A 17901-nucleotide genomic window follows, 5' to 3' on the forward strand; every position below is an offset into this window, starting at 1 on the left:
GACTAGTCGGCCGCGACTTCTTCGGCTTCCGGCGTCTCTTCTTCGGGGTAGTACTTCTCGATGTACTCCTCGTCGATGCGGTTGAGTTCCTCCTTCGGCAGCATGCTGAGGAGGTCCCAGCCGATGGTCAGCGTCTCCTCGATGTCGCGGTTCGTCTGGAATCCCTGGTCGACGAACTCCTTCTCGAAGCGCTCGGCGAAGTCGAGGTACTTGTTGTCGCGCTCGCTCAGCGCCTCGCGACCGACGATGTTCACGAGGTCGCGCAGGTCCTCACCCTCCGCGTACGCCGCGTACATCTGGTCGGACACGCCGGAGTGGTCCTCGCGGGTGAGACCCTCGCCGATACCGTCGTCCATCAGCCGCGACAGGCTGGGGAGCGGGTTGATCGGCGGTTGGATACCCTGCGAGTTCAGGTCGCGGTCGATGTAGATCTGTCCCTCGGTGATGTAGCCGGTGAGGTCGGGAATTGGGTGCGTGTCGTCGTCGCCGGGCATCGTGAGGATGGGAATCTGCGTGACCGAGCCCTCGCGACCCTCGATGCGACCCGCGCGCTCGTACAGTTGCGCGAGGTCGGTGTACATGTATCCGGGGTAACCGCGTCGACCCGGCACCTCCTCGCGCGCTGCGCCGATTTCGCGCAGCGCCTCGCAGTAGTTGGTCATGTCCGTCAGGATGACGAGCACGTGGTAGTCCTTGTCGAACGCGAGGTACTCCGCCGTGGTGAGCGCGAGTCGCGGGGTGACCGTCCGCTCGACAGCGGGGTCGTCCGCGAGGTTCATGAAGACCACGGAGCGCTCCAGCGCGCCGGTGCGCTCGAAGTCCTCCATGAACTCGTTCGCCTCCTCCGCGGTGATGCCCATCGCGCCGAACACCACTGCGAACTCGCTCCCGCCCTCGCCCTCCTCGTCGGCTTCCTCGGGCACGCTCGCCTGTCGCGCGATCTGCAGCGCGAGCTCGTTGTGCGGCAGTCCCGACGCCGAGAAGATGGGAAGCTTCTGTCCGCGAACCAGCGTGTTCATGCCGTCGATGGCGGACACGCCGGTCTGGATGAACTCCTCGGGGTACTCGCGGGCGTAGGGGTTGATGGCCGCGCCCACGATGTCGCGGCGCTCGTCCGGGACGATTTCGGGGCCGCCGTCGATGGGGTTACCGGATCCGTCGAGCACGCGCCCGAGCAGGTCCTCCGTGACGGGCATCTTCATGGTCTCGCCGAGGAACCGAACCGACGACTGGCGGTCGATACCTTCGGTGCCCTCGAACACCTGAATCGAGACGAGTCCCTCGCTCGATTCGAGCACCTGTCCGCGCAGCGTGTCGCCTGCGGGCGTCTCGATTTCGACGATTTCGTCGTAACCGATCGGCTCGTCGACCTCGGCGAACACCAGCGGACCGCTGATCTCCGTGATGGTCTGATACTCTTTCATTAGTATTTCTCCCTGAGCTGTTCGGTGATGTCTTCCTCGACTTCGCTGATGAAGTCGTCCCACTCCTCGGCCGTCCCCATGCGGTTCAGGCGCGGAGCGGCGTCGATGTCGGTGATCTCCTCGACGGGGACGCCCGCTTCGAGCGCGGCGAACGCCTCCTCGTTGAACGTCTGGATCGCTTCGAGCATCCGGTAGGTCTTCTCCGGCGAGCAGAACATGTCAACGTCGTGGAACGCGTTCTGCTGGAGCCACCCCTCGCGCAGGTAGCGCGCGACTTCGAGGGTGAGCTGCTGGTCTTCAGGCAGCGCGTCCTTCCCGACGAGCTGGACGATCTCCTGCAGGTCGCCCTCCTCGTCGAGCACGTCGGTCGCCCACTGGCGCTTCTCCGGGAAGTCCGGCTCGACGTTCTGCTCGTACCACGGATCGAGTTGGTCTTTGTACAGCGAGTAGGACTCGTCCCAGTTGATGGACGGGAAGTGACGCCGTTCCGCGAGGTCGGCGTCCAGCGCCCAGAACGTCTTCACGATGCGCAGGGTGTTCTGCGTCACCGGCTCGGAGAAGTCGCCGCCGGGCGGCGACACCGCACCGATAACCGACACCGAACCCTCCGTTCCGTTGATGTTCTCGAACTTGCCCGCGCGCTCGTAGAACTCGGCGAGGCGGGCGGCGAGGTACGCCGGGTACCCCTCTTCGCCGGGCATCTCTTCGAGACGCGAGGAAATCTCGCGCATCGCCTCCGCCCACCGCGAGGTGGAGTCGGCCATCAGCGCCACGTCGTACCCCATGTCGCGGAAGTACTCTGCGATGGTGATACCCGTGTAGATGCACGACTCGCGCGCGGCCACGGGCATGTTCGACGTGTTGGCGATGAGGCACGTCCGCGACATGAGCGGTTTGCCCGTTCGCGGGTCTTCGAGTTCCGGGAAGTCCTCGATAACTTCCGTCATCTCGTTGCCGCGCTCGCCGCAGCCGACGTAGACGACGATGTCCGCGTCGGCCCACTTCGCGAGCGAGTGCTGCGTCACCGTCTTCCCGGAGCCGAACGGTCCCGGAATCGCGGCCGTCCCGCCCTTGGCGATGGGGAAGAGGCCGTCGAGGATGCGCTGACCGGACACGAGCGGCGTCCGGGGCGTCTGCTTGTCGACGGAGGGCCGCGCTTCACGAACCGGCCACTCTTGTTGCATCTGTATCTCTTCGCCGTTGTCGAGTTCGACGACGGTGTCCGTGACGGCGTAGTTGCCCTCCTTCACGGCGACGACTTCGCCGCCCTCGTAGTTCGGCGGCACCATCACCTTGTGTTCGATGCTCTCCGTTTCGGGGACGATGCCGACGATGTCGCCGGCTTCGACGTCGTCTCCTTCCTCGACCGAGGGGGTGAACTCCCACGTCTTCTCCTGGTCGATTCCGGGTGCGTCCACGCCGCGGTCGAGGAACGCGCCCATCTTCTCTTCGAGCACGTCGAGCGGGCGCTGCACTCCGTCGTAGATGGAGTACAGCATGCCCGGCCCGAGGTCGACCGACAGCGGCTCACCCGTATTCTCGACGGGTTCGCCGGGGGCGACGTTCGAGGTTTCCTCGTACACCTGAATCGTCGTGCTGTTTCCTTCGATTTCGATGACCTCGCCCATCAGCCCTTCCTCGCCGACGTACACCACGTCGTTCATCCGGGCTTCGAGGTCCGTGGCGGTCACGACCGGACCGCTCACGCTCTGAATGACGCCGTCCTCGCGGACGACGTCGGTGTCTGTTGCCTGGCTCATTCGTTGTCACCTTGTTCGTCTTCGTCCATGAGGTCGATACCGATTGCGCGCTTGATCTGGTCGCGGAGGCCGCCGCTTCCCGCGCCACCACCCAGCGTCACGAGGGTGGGTTCCACGCTCGTCTCCACGTCGTTTCTGACGTTGCGAGAGAGGTGTGCAAGGTCGTCGTCGTGCATCACGATGATGCCAACGTCGTCGTCGTCCAACATCCCGGAGACCGCGTCGTCCAGTTCGGATTCCTTCGCGTCGTCCGAAACGTTCGCGAACTTCCGGACGCCCGCGAGTCGGAACCCGGTCGTGAACTCCGAACTTCCGATGACGGCTATCTCCTGGCTCATAGTACCACCAGTTCTTCTTCTATCTCGTCCTCGGATAATCCGGCTTCGCGCCCGCGCGCGATGGCACGAATGTTGTCCACCTCGCGCTGTTTGGCGAGCACGTACGCCAGCACCGGACACACCGACAGCGGAAACACGTGCGAGAGGTGGTTCGAGTATTCGAGCAGTGCAGCATCTAGTGCGTGCTCGAATCCGATGAGGCTGTCGGCTCGCTCCAGTTCGTCCAGCGCCTCGTCGAGTTCGCTCCCGTACGGACTGTCTCGAACGCGGGCGATGAGCTCCTCGGTGTTACCCGCGAGCTGTCCCAGTTCGCTCGCGCTGAACAGCCGACCGCCCTCGATGAAGTACTCCGAGGGGTCGATGTTCGCGCCGCTTCGGCTGATTCGAAGCGCGTTTCTCACGTTCCGGAAGTCGATCTCGGCTTGCAGGAACTCGACGTACAACTGCGTCGCGCGGTTCTCGGTATCCGAGACGCCTCCCATCAGTCCCTCGTAGTACGCGCGGTCGACCGCGTTCTCCAGCGGAATCAATAGTCCGGTGGATTCGTAGTCCTCGTAGGCGGCTTCGAGGTGGTCGCCGAAGATGGTCGTGTCGAGCATCTCGACGACGTCCTCGATGGTTCCCACGTCGGAGAGACGATCGAGCAACTCCTCGTCGAACTCGCCCGCGCGAATCAGGTCGTCGCGAATCGACTGGCTGTCGGCGTCCGCGTAGATGCCGCGAAGCGCCGTCTTGACGTTCCACGCGTCGAACTTCCGCAGGTACCGGGCGATGAGGGTGTACAGCCTCCCGTCGGCCCAGTCCAGCAGGTCGTCGAAGTGCTTGGCGAGGTTGCGGTTCAGCGCGTACTCCACGAGGTCGACGCCGTCGTAGCGCGCGCCGAGCGCGTTGACCTCGGACTCGTACTCGGTCTCCTCCATGTACCGTGCGATCTCGCCCGGTCCCATGCGGAGGAGCTTTCGGTAATCCTCCTCGTCGAACAGGGCCGCCCGTCGCGCCCTGACTCGCGCGGAGACGTACTCGTAGTTCGAGGTCCCTTCGGTCGTGCTCATTGCTCGAACAGCCGCGAACTGATTGCTTGGAGGTTATCCTCCCACACGTCTTCGAGCACCGAATCGAACGTGTTGTTCACGCGAACGCGGGACGCCTCGCTCTCGGCGACGACCCCGCCGAGGCAGTCGTACTCGCCCGCGTACTCGAAGCCGTCGTAGTCGGCGACCACGTCGGTGAGCAGCGCCTCGTCGTCGGCGCGTCCGTACACGCGGACGGTGTTGCCCGCCTCGAACTCCTCCGCCGCCGCGTCGAGCAGCGACCGCGTCAGTTCTTCGCGGTCGTCGCCGCCGAGTGAGGCGATTCGCTCTTCCACGTCGGAACGAACCTCCTGCAACACGTCGCGGCGGGCTTCCAGCCGCTTCTGCTTGGCTTCGAGCTTCGCGCTGGAGAGCTTCTGCTCTCGCTCCCGCTTGATCTGGCTCTCGATGTCGTGCTCTTTCGCCGCGAGAATCTCCTCGGCGTCCGACTCCGCCTCGGCGACTATCTCGTCCGCTCGGGCTTCGCCTTTCGCGCGAATCTCCTCCGCACGCTCGCGGGCTTCGTTTCTAATATCCTCAACTACCGTTTCCAGGCTCATTGATGAAGAGTGGTTAAAGTGCGTTTAGACCACGAACACGACGACGAGTGCCAGAATCACGAGCGTTTCCGGCAGCACCGTCATGATCAGCCCGGTACCGAACAGGTCGCGGTCCTCAGCGATAGCGCCGACCGCCGCAGCACCGATACCGCGCTCCGCGTAGCCCGCACCGAACGCCGCGAGACCGACGGCGAGTGCTGCACCAGTTTTTGCTGGGATGGCGGCTATGTCTCCACTCTGACCGGTTTCCTGTGCTAGTAGTACAGCCGCGTCAACGAACGCGAGTATGAATTCCATCATGGTTTAGTCCTCTGTAGGCTCTGTAGCCGAACAGGTCGTAGTTCGCGCCAGCAGATTCTTAAAACTTCCCAAAGCGTTTCGCCGGATTTGCTGGTATCGGGGGCTGTAAGCCCAAAATCATGGTAGCAAATGCCAGTGTGGAAAGACGACCGAGGCCAGTTCGGTCGTAAAAGAAAAAACGAGGTATAGGGGCTCAGTCCTGTGTCGTGTACGTCCGCTCGTAGCCGAACGGTTCGTACTCCTCGCCGCCGCCCTCGTAGAACTTACCGAAGAACTCCACGTACTCGAGACGAACCGCCTGCAGGCCCGCGCTCGTGATGCCGAGGGCGAGGACGAGCAGGTGGCCGATTATGAGGATAAGCAACCCGCCGACCAGTCCCGCGACGCCCGAGTGCATCAAGCCGGGGAACATGATCTCGGCTTCGTGGTGGTGTTTGGCCACGTACTTCGGGCCGTGGTTCAACATGAAGTGGTACTCCTCTCCGTGTCCGTGATTGATGGTGTACACGCCGAAGAACAGCAGGTTGACCACGAACGCCATTCCGGCCTTCGCCAGCAACACCGCCGCGAGACGAGTGTACGAGAGGACGTTCACCAGCACGTTCAGGAACTCGACGGCTTCGATGGGTTCGCCCAACACGAGGAGGACGAGCCCGACGAAGAACACGCCGAGTCCGATGAGACCGATCGGTTCGGGGAAGCCGGCGAATCCGAGCGGGAACGGATGGCCGGCGAAGACGCTCTTCTCCCCGACGAGAATCTCGGGTGCATTACCGGACGCGCCGGCGAAGATCCACGCCCAGAGGCCGAACATCATCAGCAGCCACGAACCGCTCTCGGTCATCGCGTCCTTGAAGCCGTGTTCGAGGTTCTCGATGAAGTCGAATCCCCAACCGATGGTGAGGTGAGCGATACCGGCCAGCAGGCTCAGCACCAGCCAGCCGAGGGCGTAGGTGCCTTCCGCGGGCTGGAGACCCTTGTGAATCGGTGGTCCGCCGCTACCGTAGATAATCTCACCGAGCAAGTGCAAACCGAATATTTCGCCGTACAAGATACCGAACAGCGCGGTGAAGCCGCCGGCCCAGATGGCGATACCGCCGAGGCTCTTGATGGCGTCGCTGTCGAAGCTACTGTACAGCCAGTAGCCGATGCCCATGTACAGGAGGCCGTAGCCGAGGTCGCCGATCATGAATCCGAAGAAGAGCGGGAACGTGAGGAACAGGACGACCGTCGGGTCGAACTCGAAGTACTTCGGTCGGTTGATGGTCTCGACCAGCAGTTCGAACGGTTTGGCCGGGCCGGGGTTGTTCTGGATGACGGGCGGACTGTCGTCGCCCATCCTGTGGCCGCCGTCCGTGGCGACGCCCGTCTCCTCGGCCTGTTCGAGGGGGGCGTGGTGACCGTCGTGCGCCTCGTAGTCGGCGCGTTCGAGTTCGTCCACTTCGACGTGGTCGCCGACCGTCTCGTCGAGCGCGGTCGTCAGTTGCGCGTAGCGGTCGGTCGGAATCCAGCCCTCGGCGACGAAGGCGTTCTCGGTCGTCGCGAACTGGAGCGGCGCTTCCGCCTTCTGCACCTCGATGGCCAGTTTCTCCTCGGCAGCGAGGATGAATCCGGCCGCGTCGAGTTTCACGTCGTGGAGCTCGTTTTCGACGCCGCTGAGCTTCGATTCGAGCTTCTGGCGCTCGTGTCGAAGCTCCGAGACGTAATCCTCCGGGCTGCCGGACGCCTCCGGCACTTCGTACGACGCGAAGTCGACGCCGACCAGCGCGTCGGCCAGCGCCTCCTCGTCGGCCCCGTCCACGGGGTACGCGAAGACGGCGAGCGTCTTCCCCTCGGTGAACAGTTCGAACTCTCGGATGTCGTCGGCGTCGGCGAGTGCGTGCTCGATATCCTCCGCGTTGCCTTCGCCGACCGCGACCTGCAAGCTGTCGTAGCCCGACAGCAGGTCGAGGTCGATTCCGAGCTCGGCGAACGGCTCCATCGAGTCGATGCGGTCCTCGACGGCGCGGAGTTCGTCTTCGAGTTCGTTCCGGCGGTCGTCGAGTTCGTTGACCTGTGCCCGGATGCCCGCCAGTTCGTCGTCCAGCGCGTCGTCCGTGACGATTCGCTGCGGCCCGGCGTCGTCGTCGTCCACGTCGAGGATGCTCTCGAGTGAACGGACGGTGACGAGCTTGTCGGACGCCTCGTCCGCACCCTCGATGGGGTTACCGGGGTCGAATCCTTCCCACGACCCGTCGTAGTCCGACAGGTGAACGAGGTTCAGGTCGTGGACCGTCTCGATGACCTCGGGCATGACTACCCGCGACCCGGTCACCGAGACCTTGCTCATCTGCTCAGGTCTGAGCATGCACCGCCTCCCGGAACTGCTCGATGACGAATTCGATGGTGTCGTCGACGTTCCCTTCTGCGCGCGTTTCGAGCTCCTCGCGCTCCCGCTCGCCTTCGGCGAGCAGGGTCTCGCGTTCGGATTCTATCTCCTCGCGCGCGTCAGCCAGCCGTTTTTCTTCCAGTTCCTTGGCCTCCTCCTCGGCTTCCGCGCGGATCTCCTCCGCGCGCTCGCGGGCCTCGGAGATCCGCTCCTCGCGGTCGTCCTCGGCTTCCGCGACGATGTTGTCAGCCTCGTCTTCGGCCTCACGTACCCGTTCGAGAACCTCTGGCCTCGGCATACAGTAATCACGGAAAGGTTGCGCCACTGGCTATAAACTACTTGCGAAACCACTACGCGCCCCTTTGACCGCGACCTTTTACGACGGTCGGTGGTCGCCGCGCGACGCCGCGAGCGCGTGCTGACCGTCTCCCTGTGAACGATCGCGTCGAAAGGTGGGGATTCATGGCAACCCGGTTCCAAGCGCCGGACAATGGGTATCCTCGAGGACAAACGCCGAGCACGAATCTTCTACAAGTACCTCTCGAAGGTGTACGACCAGGTCAACCCGTTCATCTGGAACGAGGAGATGCGCGCCGAGGCGTTGTCGATGCTCGACATCGAGGAGGACGACCGAGTGCTCGACGTGGGTTGTGGCACCGGTTTCGCCACCGAGGGTCTGCTCGAACAAACGCGAAACGTCCACGGCTTGGACCAGAGCGTCCACCAACTGGAGAAGGCGTGGGCGAAACTCGGCAAACACGACCCCGTCAGCTTCTACCGCGGCGACGCCGAGCGACTCCCGTTTAGAGACGACTCGTTCGACGTGGTCTGGTCGTCCGGCTCCATCGAGTACTGGCCCGACCCAGTCGCGACGCTCCGCGACCTGCGCCGCGTGGCGAAACCCGGCGGCGAGGTGCTCGTCGTCGGACCGAACTACCCCGGAACGAGCGTCATGCAGAAACTTGCCGACGCGATAATGCTCTTCTACGACCGCGCCGAGGCGGATCGGATGTTCCGCGAAGCGGGATACGAGGACATCCGGCACCGGGAGATGGGGCCGAGTTACGACCCCGACATCGCCATCACGACCGTCGCTCGCGTGCCCGAAAGCGACCGATAACGCGGCGTCAACGCGCGATCGTCTCCACCCCCACGACGAGCACTCCGTCCGCCGATATTCGAACGACGACCGTGTCTCCGGGTTCGAACAACGGCGCGTTCGTACCGGCGAGTTCGACGCTCGCGGTTTCGCCGACGCTCCACGAGGAGTTCGTCGCGCTGTTGAACGGCCCCGTCGGTCCCGGTCGGAACCCCGCCGCCGAGAAGAACGGTATCGGGGGTTGTCGTTCGAGCGGCGTTCCGTTCACGCTGACGCGAACGGCGAGGCCGTCGACCGAAAGCGGGTCGCCCGCGCGATGGACGAACGTCAGGCGGTCGGCGTCCGCGTCGGCGGAGACGTCGACGGCGACTTGCGTCGGTTCTCGGAGCGTCGCCGACTCCAACGCCACCGTTCCGACCGTTCCGGCGAGGACGAGCGTGACGACTATCAGAAGGACGGTTGCGACGACGGGTGAGAGGGCGCGATTCGACACGGCTCGGAGTGGACCCGTTTCGGCACTTCAAGTTTCGGGTGGGCCGGTCGTTGAGTTCGTCGCCGTCACACCATACGGAACGAGCGTCACGTTCACCGTCTCGGAATTGCGCGTGGTCGAGACGGTGAACGTTTGTCTCGGGGAGACGGTCCACAAGACGCCGTCGTCTCCGGTTTGTCCGACGTAGGTCTCTCCGATCGAGACGCTCCCGTTGACGGGGTCGCCGCCGGCGTCGGTCAGGTTGATTCGAAGCGGTCCGCCGGAGTACGTCCGGTTGACGGCGAGGTTGAGAGTCGTCGAGTTGTTCCGGACGGCCGTTCCGTACGGGATGTGGTTGGTGCCGGTCAGATACTTGTACTGCGTCTCGCGGAATATTTTCTCGGTGCCGCTGTCGAGTACGGGCTTGACCACTCCCTGCGAATACGGGATGATGCTCGGGTAGACCCCCGCGCCGTAATCCGTGCTGGGCGATTTTTCGTGCCCGTTCAGCCACGGATACTGCGATAGCGTGATGTTCGCCGCTCGCTGGACCAGCAACGCTTTCGCCTCGCCGGGCTTCCGGTAGTCAGCGCGAAACGCCTCCCTGACGTACCGGCTCCCCTCGATGGTCGATAAGACGACGCCGGTGTTCGTCGTCGCGACGTAGATGGGACGCGGTTCGGACCGCCCTCGGAACCGATCAGCAGCGTACTGGCGCACTTGACCTCGTAACGAGTAGAGGTTGGCCCTGAGTCTCCGCACCGGCGGTGCGAAGCTCGGAACGGCGTCTCCCTTATCGTCGAAGTGCTCGATGGAGCGGGCGATGTTTCTCGCTTTCACGTCGAGAACGGCGAGTCGCCTCACGTACTGCTGGGTGGTTATCTCGCCGCTGTTGAACCGCTTGCTGATCGTCCGCTCCGTGTAGTTCAGCGACGATAGCCGCGATTCGAGTTCGGCCGTGTGTCGGATGAGCACCTGCTCTTTCGCCTGCTGAGTGTCGGCGTTCGCCAACCGCTCGTTGAGCGTGTACATTCGTTTCTGCGTTCGGACCTCGGCCCTGTCCATCGTCAGCGCCGCACCGAGGTCGACGGACGGAGTGTACGTGTCGGTTCGATCCGGTTTCCCGATGCTCAGATGGGACGCCGTGTCGTTGAAGTCGGGCGGCTTCACGATGTTTTTCGGGTCTCCCGAGCCGGAATCGAGGTTCGGCGACCCGGTTTCGAACGCGGCGGCGGGTGAGCAGAGGACGAGGAGGACTGCTAGCGCGACGGGGAGAACCCGACTCATATCGGATACGTACGAACCACCTCGTTAAAATACGTATGGTATTCCGGAACCGTTGTATGAACGGTTCCGACGACGGGAATCAGGTTGGCCGCCCGCTGATGTTTTATTGATTAGATGGAAAGTATTTTCTTACCTGGTTGACCACACAAGGGTATGCGGTTACACCCCGCCCTCCTCGTGGTCCTCCTCTCCCTCCTCGTAGCGGGTACCACCGTCACTGCCGGCGGTACGCGGTCGGTCGATTCGATCGGTGCCGGTGGTGCGGTTGCTCACGGTGTGGCAACGAACGAGACGGCGGTGAACGGAACCACGATTCGGATCACACCGCAACCCGACGGTGACGCCAAGTGGAACGTTTCGATGGAGTTCGCGCTCCGAAGCGAGAACGAAACGGCCGCGTTCAAGGAACTCGGAACGGAGTTCGCCAGGGGGAACGAGGAGGTGGGCTTCTCCGTGGACACGTTCCGTCGTATCATCCGCGCGAAGACCGAGACAGGACGCGAGATGAAGATTCGGGACGTGAACCGGGGGTACACGGTCAACAACGACACCGGGACGCTGTATCTGTCGTTCATCTGGACGAACTTCACCCGAGTCGAGGGTGATAGGCTGCTCCTCCGCGACGCGTTCCTGCTCGACGACGAATCGACGTGGCTGCAGTCGCTCTCCGCGGAGCAACGACTCGTCCTCGCGAGCCCCGACGGGTATCGAATCCAGAACTCGCCGAACCTCGGCCACAACAACGGGACGATTCGTTTGGAGGGACCGAGATCGCTGTCGCCCGGCGAAATCGACGTGACGTACGTCAAAGAAGGCCAAGGGCAGGGAGGGCTCCCCGTGTCCGATTTCTCCGGCATCGCCCTGCTCCTGCTCGCCCTCGGTACCGGCGGCGCCGGCCTCTACGTCCTGATACAGCGCCGCGACGAGTCGGTGGACGACTCGTCTTCGGACGAACGCTCGCCCGTCGCACCGCCGGACCCCGAACCCGTGCCGGAATCGGACGACGAACCCGACCTCGACCTCCTGTCCGACGAGGAGCGCGTGGAACACCTGCTGGAGCAGAACGGCGGCCGGATGAAGCAGGCCAAAATCGTCACGGAGACGAACTGGTCGAACGCGAAGGTCTCCCAACTGCTCTCCTCGATGGCCGACGAGGGACGCGTCGACAAACTCCGCATCGGACGCGAGAACCTCATCACGCTCCCCGACGAGAACGTCGCCGACTTCGACGACGAATAAGAAAATCGAGGGGTACGGGAGTTGCATTGTCGCCAGTTTCGAAAACGTTTACCCCCTTCCCGGAAACGAATTGATTATGAAGGTCCTTGTAACGGTGAAGGAAGTCGCCGAACTCGCAGACGACTTCGAAGTCGAAGGGACCGAGGTTGACGACCGATACCTCGAGTACGACCTGAACGAGTGGGACGACTACGCGGTCGAGGAGGGCGTCCAGATGAACGAAGCCGGCATCGCCGACGAGGTTGTGTCGGTCACCATCGGCCCGGAGCGCGCGGAAGAGACGATTCGGATGGCGCTCGCGAAGGGTGCCGACCGCGCGATTCGCGTCTGGGACGAGGCGCTCGAAGACGCCGAACTCCTCGACGTGAAGACCAAGACGCAGATTCTGTCCGCCGTCGTCGAAGCGGAAGACCCGGACATCGTGCTGACCGGCGTGCAGGCCGGCGACGACGCCTTCGGCGCGACCGGCGTCGCGCTCGCCGACAGCATCGGGTTCGAGTGGGCCGCGGTCGTGAACGCCCTCGAGATGGACACCGACGACGGCGTCGCGCACGTCCACCGCGAACTGGAGGGCGGCGTCGAGGAGATCACCGAGGTGGAACTCCCCGCCGTCCTCACGATTCAGACTGGTATCAACGAACCGCGGTACGCCAGTCTGCGGGGTATTCGCCAGGCCCAGAGCAAGGAAATCGCGCCGAAGAGCTTCGACGACCTCGATCTGAACGCCGACGAACTGAAGAGCGACCTGACGCTGACCGAGATGTACGAACCCGAAAGCGAGAGCGACGCTAAGATATTCGAAGGGAGCGCCGAGGAGACCGCCGCGCAGTTAGCCGACGTTCTCCGCGAGAAGGGGGTGGCAGAATGAGCGACGTTCTCGCCGTCACGGAACACCGCCGCGGCGAACTCCGCGACGAGAGCTTCGAGGTCATCACCGCCGGGCGCGAACTCGCGGACGACGCGGGCGGCGACCTCCACCTCGCGGTCATCAGCGGCAACGTGGACGAGTTCGCGGACGACCTGAACCGGCAGGGCGTGGACGCCATCCACACCGTCGAGTACGGCGAGGAGTTCAACCACGACGTGTACGTGCAGGCCGTCTGCGCGCTGTACGACGACCTCACGCCGACGTTCCTCCTCATGCCGAACAGCGTCAACGGACTGGACTACGCGCCGGCGGTCGCCAACCACCTCGACCTACCGCTCGTGACGGACGCGGTCGGCTTCGAGTACAACGACACGCTCGTCGTCACCCGCGAGATGTACGGCTCGAAGGTCGAAACGTCGGTGGAAGTCGACGGCGACCGGTTCGCCGTCACGACGCGCGGAGCCGAGTGGCCCGAGGCCGAGGGCGTCAGCGAAGCCGAGGTCTCCGCGTTCGACTTCGAACCGGACGAGTCCGCGATTCGTTCGTCGGTCACCGGCTTCGAGGAGGTCGGCGGGGGCGACGTCGATATCAGCGAGGCGGAGTTCCTCGTCAGCATCGGACGCGGTATCGAGGAAGAGGAGAACCTCCCGCTCATCGAAGACCTCGTCGAGGCGACGGGCGCGACGCTCTCCTCGTCGCGTCCCATCGTGGACAACGGCTGGCTCCCGAAGAACCGACAGGTCGGCCAGTCCGGAAAGCAGGTGACGCCGAAGGTGTACCTCGCCATCGGGATCTCCGGCGCGGTGCAGCACGTCGCCGGCATGAAGGGTGCCGACACCATCATCGCCATCAACACCGACCCCAACGCGCCCATCTTCGACATCGCCGACTACGGAATCGTCGGCGACCTGTTCGACGTGGTTCCGGAACTCACCGAGCAGTTCGAGTCGTAACTTTTCTCCCCGCGAAAATGCGCGTTTCCATCGATTCACGCCGTTCTGATGGGCGACTGAACCCGTCACGTATTTGCGTCCCCCGTTCCGAAGCACACACGAATGGAGTACCTGATGGCCCGCAGGACGCTCGTCGAAGACCGGTTGGAGGAGGTCGTCGAGCGGGTCGACCCACGCGAACTATCGGAACGGCTGGCACACACGGCGCTCTCGGGTGGGAAGCGAGTTCGCCCGACGGTGGCCGTGTTGGTCTGCGAGGCGGCGGGCGGCGACGCCGAGGACGCCGTCGATTTCGCCGTCGGCGTCGAACTCGTCCACGACGCTTCGCTCGTGGTGGACGACATCATCGACCGCTCGAACGTGCGCCGAGGGACGCCGAGCGCGTGGGCGGAGTACGGCCACGGACCGGCCATCATCGCCAGCGACGGGATGCTCGGCGAGGCGTTCGAACTGTTCTCGCCGGACCCCCGCGCGATGGAGGTCGTCGCGGAGTCGATGATAGAACTCGGGATGGGCGAGGCGTCGGAACTGGTGGATTTCCCGTCGAACCAGTCGGAGTACATGGAACTCGCGCGTCGGAAGACTGGGGCGTTGTTCCGCGCCGCCGCCGAACTCGGGGCGCTGGCGGCGGGGAGCGACCCGGAGACGGTCGACGCCTTCGGCGAGTACGCCGAACGAGTCGGCGTCGCGTTCCAGATTCGGGACGACGTGCTCGACGCCACCGCGGATCCGGACGAACTCGGCAAGCCGACGGGGCAGGACGAGGAGATCGGCCGCCCCTCCATCGTGCAGGTCACCGACCTCGGCGCGGACGAGGCGAACCAACTGGCCCGCGAGCAGTCCGACGCGGCGCTGGCCGCCCTCGACAGGGTGGACGCGCTGGACTCCGAGGCGCTGGAGTATCTGCGCGACTTCGCGGAGTTCGTCGTCACGCGCGAACACTAAGCGGAAAGCAGAACCGCTCCGAGTTCGGTCTCCTAAACGCATTTGTCGGTACTGGTCGAACTAACAGCCGTGAAGAAAGTCGCCATCGACGACGTGGAATCGAACGCCGCGGGGAACGACGGCGACCGGCGGAAACTGTCCGAACCGCTGGGAACGACCGGCGTCGCGCTCAACCACTATCGGCTCCCTCCCGGCGAGAGACTCCCCGGCGGGCTTCACGCCCACGCGGACCAAGAGGAGGTGTTCGTCGTCGTCGAGGGTGAAGCGACCTTCGAGACGTACGCGCCGCGGAGCGGCGATAGCGCGAACGACGTATCTTCGGGCGAAGGTGGAGAAGTCACCGTCGGCGCGGGCGAGGCCATCAGGTTCGCCCCCGGCGAGTTCCAGTCGGGCGGGAACGAATCCGACGACGAACTCGTCGTGCTCGCGCTCGGGGCACCCCGCGACAGCGAGGACGTGCGCATCCCCGTGGACTGTCCCGAGTGCGCCCACGACGGTGTGCGCTTGGAGACCGGCGATGCGGTGCCCGCGTTCGTCTGCCCGAACTGCGGGGCCGAGCGCGTCCCGCAGGGGTGTCCCGAGTGCGGTCGCGAGTTGCGCGTCACCATCGGGGAGACGGGGACGGTCGTCGTCTGCTCCGACTGCGGTGCCGCGTTCGAGAAGCCTCCGCTCGCCGAGTAGTCGCCGTTCGCCGAGCGACCCCCCGACTCGACGACACCCTTATCCGGGGGAATCGAGTAACCTCCGCTAAGCGTGGCTATCACGGACAAGATATACGTCAAGAACCACCGCCAGATCTCCTCGCAGTTGGACACGAACATCCCGAAGGGGGCGTTCAAGGGCGCGACGCTGGATATCCTCTTTCAGGGCGAGGGGCTCCAGAAACTGGACGAGGCGACGCGAGACCGCGTCCTCGACTTCGCGGAGGACTTCCTCGACTGCGACTGTCAGAGCAATCCCTACTGCGGCTGTCCGGAGCGGAAGTTCATGCGCTACCTGCTGGAACTGCGCGAAAGCGGTTTCGGCCCCGACGCCATCGTGGACGTGATGAGCGACGACTACATGGTGTACGCCTACTCGGGCGACATCCTCTCGTTTCTGGACGATTCGGTGCGGACGCTCGAAGCCGTCGAAGAACTCGCCGACGTGGAAGGAAACGACTCGATGGAAGCGCGCGCTCGACAGAAGAAACGCTCGCTGTCCGGGTAACCGTCGGTTTCGACGGCTACCGACTACCCGAGGCGGAACGGTTCGTCGCTCTCCATCTCGTCGTCCAGTTCCTCCAACTGAATGACCTCCTCTTCTGCCTCGTCGTCCACCTTCGTCTGGAGGTGGCGGACGAACTGCTTGTGCTCCTGTAACTGCTCGCGGAGGTGTTCGGCCTCCAGTTCGAGGCGCTCGTGCTCGCGGACGAAGCTCTTCGGCACCTCGACCTTCGGCGGGAACGACTCCCCGTCGCTCTCCTCGACCTGATTTTCGGGAACGACCCGTATCTTCCCGTCGTGGGCGACGAGCATGTCCACGTAGTCGCGGAACACCGCCGACAGGGAGATGTCGCGCTTCTCCGCGATCTCCCGCAGGGTTTCGAAGGCGTCTTCGTTGACCCGGAAGGAGATCGTCTTGTTCTTGTTGCCCATCGTTAGGTACATTCGCGTTCTAACACCACTTAAGGTTTCGTCAGACGGTCGTTGGCCATAACCCTGAGGTGCGCGTCGGCCATCGGGAATCGACGTGCAGGGAGGCGTCTTCGTCCGGCTTCGGTCGCTGTTGGGGAGGTTGCTCGACAACCTGGAACTGCTCGATAAGATTCCGGAGTACGCCGTGGGGATGACGGTCTTCGTCGTCTCGCTCGCCGTCATCCACGCCGCCGGCCGGTTCGCGTTCGAACCGCTGGCCGAGCGCGCGCTCCGCGTTCGCGACGTCAATCTCACCGTCCGGGGAGCGATACTGCGCGTCGTCCGCGCGGGAATCTGGTTCGCGGGGATACTGCTGGCGCTCGACCTCGCGGGGATCGACGTTTTCGGCGCTTCCGCGACGCTCGCGGCCGCGTTGACCATCGCGGTCGGCTTCGCGACGCGCGACATCGCGTCGAACTTCGTCAGCGGCGTCTTCATCGTCACCGACCCGCGGTTCAACATCGGGGACTGGATTCGGTGGACGGAAAACGAGGGCGTCATCGAGGACATCACCTTCCGGGTGACCCGCGTCCGAACCTTCGACAACGAACTCATCACGGTGCCGAACTCCGTGCTCGCGACCAACGCCGTGACGAATTCGGTCGCCGGAGACGCCCTCCGCGTCACCCACGTGTTCCCCGTCGGCTACGGCGCGGACGTCGACGCGGTGAGCGCGATTCTGTTGGAAGAGGCCGAGCGCAACGACGCCGTCTCGGACGACCCCGAGCCGTCCGTTAGAATCGTCGATATGAACGACTCCCGAATCGACGTGGAAGTACGCTTCTGGATAGACGACCCGAACCACTCGGAGTTCGTGGCGGCCCGCTCGGAGTTCTTCCGGCGGGTCGAACGACGCCTCGACGAGGCGGGCATTTCGCTTTCCGGCTAATCAGTAGAACGACACCATTCCCGCGACCAGTTTGTTCTCCGCCCGCCGCAGGTGTTCTTCCGCCGTCCGGCGTCCGACCCCCATCTCCGCGGCGACGTCGGCCGTCGTCGTCTCGCGCGGAATCCGGTAGTAGCCCCGTTCGTGGGCCGTAACCAGCGCCTCGCGCTGGCGGGGCGAGAGGTCGGGCAGGGCGGTCTCCGGCGTGAGCAGCGGACGGTCGCCAGGCACCGCGGAAATCTCGCGCTTCGACTCGACCGTCACCGGGAACTCCTCCGCCAAATCGCGGTAGAGGTCGGTCAACCTCCCGGAATCGAGCGCGAGCACTCGACACCACTTCTCGCCGTCCGCGTAGCGCAAGGGCGGCACGAGCAGGCACCCGTGCCGGGCGAGAAACGACTCGACGGTGTCCGCCTCGCGGTCCCGCAGGCACGCCTCGGTCATCGCCAATCGCTCGTCGCCGTCGACCAGCAGTTCCCGCACGCCGACGAGTCCGTCGACGTGCTCCAGCGCGGCCCGCCCCGCCGGACCACTCACGTGGAGGAGGTCGCAGTGGTCGTTGCACCACAACTCGATGGTCGTCTCGCTCCCCTCCGTCGCGTTCGCGCACGCGCTGGCCTGTTCGATTCGCATCGCGACCTCGTGCATGACCCGCC

General features: G+C 64.3%; 20 protein-coding genes. 8 read left to right on the forward strand and 12 right to left on the reverse strand.

Annotated elements, in window-relative coordinates; genetic code table 11:
- Positions 1-2: 2 nt before the first annotated feature.
- The 8 genes from LIX00_RS10305 to ahaH form a co-directional block, all read right to left on the reverse strand.
- Positions 3-1424, reverse strand: coding sequence for an ATP synthase subunit B (locus LIX00_RS10305; protein WP_227353105.1), 1422 nt, complete (start codon positions 1422-1424; stop codon positions 3-5).
- Positions 1424-3184 carry an ATP synthase subunit A gene (locus LIX00_RS10310; protein WP_227353106.1) on the reverse strand — a complete coding sequence of 587 codons (1761 nt, stop codon included), beginning with the start codon at positions 3182-3184 and terminating at the stop codon, positions 1424-1426. The genes LIX00_RS10305 and LIX00_RS10310 overlap by 1 nt, the downstream gene beginning before the upstream one ends.
- Entirely contained in the window at positions 3181-3522 is a 342-nt protein-coding gene (locus LIX00_RS10315) for a V-type ATP synthase subunit F (RefSeq protein ID WP_227353107.1), read from the reverse strand. Before LIX00_RS10315 ends, LIX00_RS10310 begins: the two co-directional genes overlap by 4 nt.
- Complete coding sequence (locus tag LIX00_RS10320; RefSeq protein WP_227353108.1) at positions 3519-4574, reverse strand: V-type ATP synthase subunit C; 1056 nt, start codon at positions 4572-4574, stop codon at positions 3519-3521. Before LIX00_RS10320 ends, LIX00_RS10315 begins: the two co-directional genes overlap by 4 nt.
- The gene (locus LIX00_RS10325) at positions 4571-5152 is read right to left on the reverse strand and encodes a V-type ATP synthase subunit E (RefSeq protein ID WP_227353109.1); all 582 of its coding nucleotides are present in this window, start codon (positions 5150-5152) and stop codon (positions 4571-4573) included. The genes LIX00_RS10320 and LIX00_RS10325 overlap by 4 nt, the downstream gene beginning before the upstream one ends.
- Before the next feature lie 24 nt (positions 5153-5176).
- Positions 5177-5452 carry an ATP synthase subunit C-like protein gene (locus LIX00_RS10330; protein WP_227353110.1) on the reverse strand — a complete coding sequence of 92 codons (276 nt, stop codon included), beginning with the start codon at positions 5450-5452 and terminating at the stop codon, positions 5177-5179.
- A gap of 193 nt (positions 5453-5645) precedes the next feature.
- Entirely contained in the window at positions 5646-7799 is a 2154-nt protein-coding gene (locus LIX00_RS10335) for a V-type ATP synthase subunit I (RefSeq protein ID WP_227353111.1), read from the reverse strand.
- Positions 7786-8118, reverse strand: coding sequence for an ATP synthase archaeal subunit H (ahaH, locus tag LIX00_RS10340; protein ID WP_227353112.1), 333 nt, complete (start codon positions 8116-8118; stop codon positions 7786-7788). Before ahaH ends, LIX00_RS10335 begins: the two co-directional genes overlap by 14 nt.
- Positions 8119-8310: 192 nt before the next feature.
- Here ahaH and LIX00_RS10345 point away from each other — a divergent pair, with 192 nt between their 5' ends.
- Positions 8311-8940 (forward strand): methyltransferase domain-containing protein, encoded by a 630-nt coding sequence (locus LIX00_RS10345; protein ID WP_227353113.1) that lies wholly within the window; start codon positions 8311-8313, stop codon positions 8938-8940.
- Positions 8941-8947: 7 nt separating this feature from the next.
- Here LIX00_RS10345 and LIX00_RS10350 read toward each other — a convergent pair whose 3' ends face one another.
- A complete protein-coding gene (locus LIX00_RS10350) occupies positions 8948-9412 on the reverse strand; it encodes an archaellin/type IV pilin N-terminal domain-containing protein (RefSeq protein WP_227353114.1) in 465 nt (154 codons plus the stop codon).
- Between the two features lie 27 nt (positions 9413-9439).
- A complete protein-coding gene (locus LIX00_RS10355) occupies positions 9440-10678 on the reverse strand; it encodes a DUF7096 domain-containing protein (protein WP_227353115.1) in 1239 nt (412 codons plus the stop codon).
- A gap of 276 nt (positions 10679-10954) precedes the next feature.
- Here LIX00_RS10355 and LIX00_RS10360 point away from each other — a divergent pair, with 276 nt between their 5' ends.
- From LIX00_RS10360 to LIX00_RS10385, 6 genes are all read left to right on the forward strand, one after another.
- Positions 10955-11917 (forward strand): helix-turn-helix transcriptional regulator, encoded by a 963-nt coding sequence (locus tag LIX00_RS10360; protein WP_227353116.1) that lies wholly within the window; start codon positions 10955-10957, stop codon positions 11915-11917.
- Between the two features lie 76 nt (positions 11918-11993).
- The gene (locus LIX00_RS10365) at positions 11994-12785 is read left to right on the forward strand and encodes an electron transfer flavoprotein subunit beta/FixA family protein (RefSeq protein WP_227353117.1); all 792 of its coding nucleotides are present in this window, start codon (positions 11994-11996) and stop codon (positions 12783-12785) included.
- A complete protein-coding gene (locus LIX00_RS10370; protein ID WP_227353118.1) occupies positions 12782-13738 on the forward strand; it encodes an electron transfer flavoprotein subunit alpha/FixB family protein in 957 nt (318 codons plus the stop codon). The genes LIX00_RS10365 and LIX00_RS10370 overlap by 4 nt, the downstream gene beginning before the upstream one ends.
- Positions 13739-13840: 102 nt before the next feature.
- On the forward strand, positions 13841-14683 hold the full coding sequence (locus LIX00_RS10375; RefSeq protein ID WP_227353119.1) for a polyprenyl synthetase family protein: 843 nt from the start codon (positions 13841-13843) through the stop codon (positions 14681-14683).
- A gap of 69 nt (positions 14684-14752) precedes the next feature.
- Positions 14753-15364: a cupin domain-containing protein gene (locus tag LIX00_RS10380; RefSeq protein WP_227353120.1), complete on the forward strand. Its 612-nt coding sequence runs from the start codon at positions 14753-14755 to the stop codon at positions 15362-15364.
- Positions 15365-15436: 72 nt separating this feature from the next.
- Complete coding sequence (locus LIX00_RS10385; protein ID WP_227353121.1) at positions 15437-15892, forward strand: DUF5814 domain-containing protein; 456 nt, start codon at positions 15437-15439, stop codon at positions 15890-15892.
- Positions 15893-15915: 23 nt separating this feature from the next.
- On the opposite strand, the gene LIX00_RS10390 is transcribed toward LIX00_RS10385, so the two are convergent.
- Positions 15916-16320: a DUF8146 domain-containing protein gene (locus LIX00_RS10390; RefSeq protein ID WP_227353122.1), complete on the reverse strand. Its 405-nt coding sequence runs from the start codon at positions 16318-16320 to the stop codon at positions 15916-15918.
- A 94-nt stretch (positions 16321-16414) separates the two neighbouring features.
- Here LIX00_RS10390 and LIX00_RS10395 point away from each other — a divergent pair, with 94 nt between their 5' ends.
- Positions 16415-17248 (forward strand): mechanosensitive ion channel family protein, encoded by an 834-nt coding sequence (locus LIX00_RS10395; protein WP_227353123.1) that lies wholly within the window; start codon positions 16415-16417, stop codon positions 17246-17248.
- Here LIX00_RS10395 and LIX00_RS10400 read toward each other — a convergent pair whose 3' ends face one another.
- Positions 17249-17893, reverse strand: a complete 645-nt coding sequence (locus LIX00_RS10400; protein ID WP_227353124.1) for a helix-turn-helix domain-containing protein — start codon at positions 17891-17893, stop codon at positions 17249-17251. It abuts the gene before it with no gap.
- Positions 17894-17901: the final 8 nt, after the last annotated feature.

The organism is Haladaptatus salinisoli, from assembly GCF_020614375.1.
GTDB classification, from domain to species: domain Archaea; phylum Halobacteriota; class Halobacteria; order Halobacteriales; family Haladaptataceae; genus Haladaptatus; species Haladaptatus salinisoli.